Source organism: Bartonella sp. AC70YNML, assembly GCF_042196545.1.
Taxonomy (GTDB): domain Bacteria; phylum Pseudomonadota; class Alphaproteobacteria; order Rhizobiales; family Rhizobiaceae; genus Bartonella.
Genome location: NZ_JBHIQK010000045.1, coordinates 1 through 1,170 on the forward strand (window position 1 = coordinate 1; position 1,170 = coordinate 1,170).

General features: G+C 43.9%; 2 protein-coding genes. Both read left to right on the top strand.

Annotated elements, in window-relative coordinates; all coding sequences use genetic code 11:
• Positions 1-187: 187 nt before the first annotated feature.
• Positions 188-850, top strand: a complete 663-nt coding sequence (locus ACFIMU_RS08645) for a lysozyme (protein WP_375687106.1) — start codon at positions 188-190, stop codon at positions 848-850.
• Positions 847-1,074, top strand: a complete 228-nt coding sequence (locus tag ACFIMU_RS08650; protein WP_375630758.1) for a hypothetical protein — start codon at positions 847-849, stop codon at positions 1,072-1,074. Before ACFIMU_RS08645 ends, ACFIMU_RS08650 begins: the two co-directional genes overlap by 4 nt.
• Positions 1,075-1,170: the final 96 nt, after the last annotated feature.

Consider the following 1,170-nt stretch of genomic DNA (forward strand, 5'->3'; position numbering starts at 1 on the left):
AAATGGTGATTTTGTAGAAAAGCGTTGTCAGTATGAATTACAGGAAAGCGACTATGCGCCGCTCTTTCAACTTGGCTTTCGTGTTGAAGAAGTCGAGCAGCTGATCAAAGAGCATAGTCAATAGAGATCATAAGAAAACATTTTTATCCGGCTCCACTTTTGTGGGGCTTTTTTTATGGAGCGTCAGATGAGAAAGATATCGCAAGAAGGATTAGAGCTTATCAAACAATGGGAAGGTTTGCGTTTAGAGGCATATAGAGACACGGCATGTATCTGGACGATTGGTTATGGTCACACCAGCAATGCGGGTCACCCCCTTGTCAAAAAAGGCATGCGTATTACGCAAAAGCAAGCAGAAGAAATCCTTTGTGAAGACTTAAAGCAATTTGAGCAGACGGTAGAGGAATCGGTGACGGTTTCGTTAACGGATTGCCAATTCGCGGCATTGGTCTCATTTTGCTATAATGTAGGAACAGCTGCTTTTCGCAAGTCAACCTTGTTGAAGAAGCTTAATCAAGGGGATTATGAAGCCGTACCCTTAGAATTACAGAAATGGAATAAGGTCGGTGGGAAGCCTCTTGCGGGTTTAGCCAACCGTCGAGCAGCAGAAGCGGGATTATGGGTAAAAGGGGCTTATGTTTCTTCGAATTATCAAAGGGTAGAAACGAAAACAGCAAGCGGTCTTTTAAAGATAGAAGCGCTTGCCCCGATTATAGGGTCTTGTTCTGGTTTTGGTGGCTTGTTAGCAGGCAATGGTCCGGTGCAATGGGCATTAGCAGGCATCATGGTTTTAGCGGCTGTAACGGGCATAGTGATTGTCGCCAAGCGTTTTCGGGAGCAACGCTTATGATTTTTTGGCTAAAGAAATATTCTCTTATGTTTACAGCGGCTTTAGCCGTTTTTTTTATGGCTTTAGCCAAGGCGTTTCAGCTTGGCAAGCAAAGCGAACGGCAAAAGCAAACAGAGAATGCTTTAAAGACAGCAACAACCCGTCTTGAGGTAGAAAATGAAGTTAATCAAAAAAGTGATGGTGGTGTGCGCTCTGAACTTTCTCGTTGGGTGCGCGGCAAATAGGTCTGTTTCTTGTGGTGGCTGGTTGCCCATTTATTTGGATAATCAGGATGTTGAGGTCATCAGTTCCAACCTTGCAAGAGATATTTTGAAGCATAA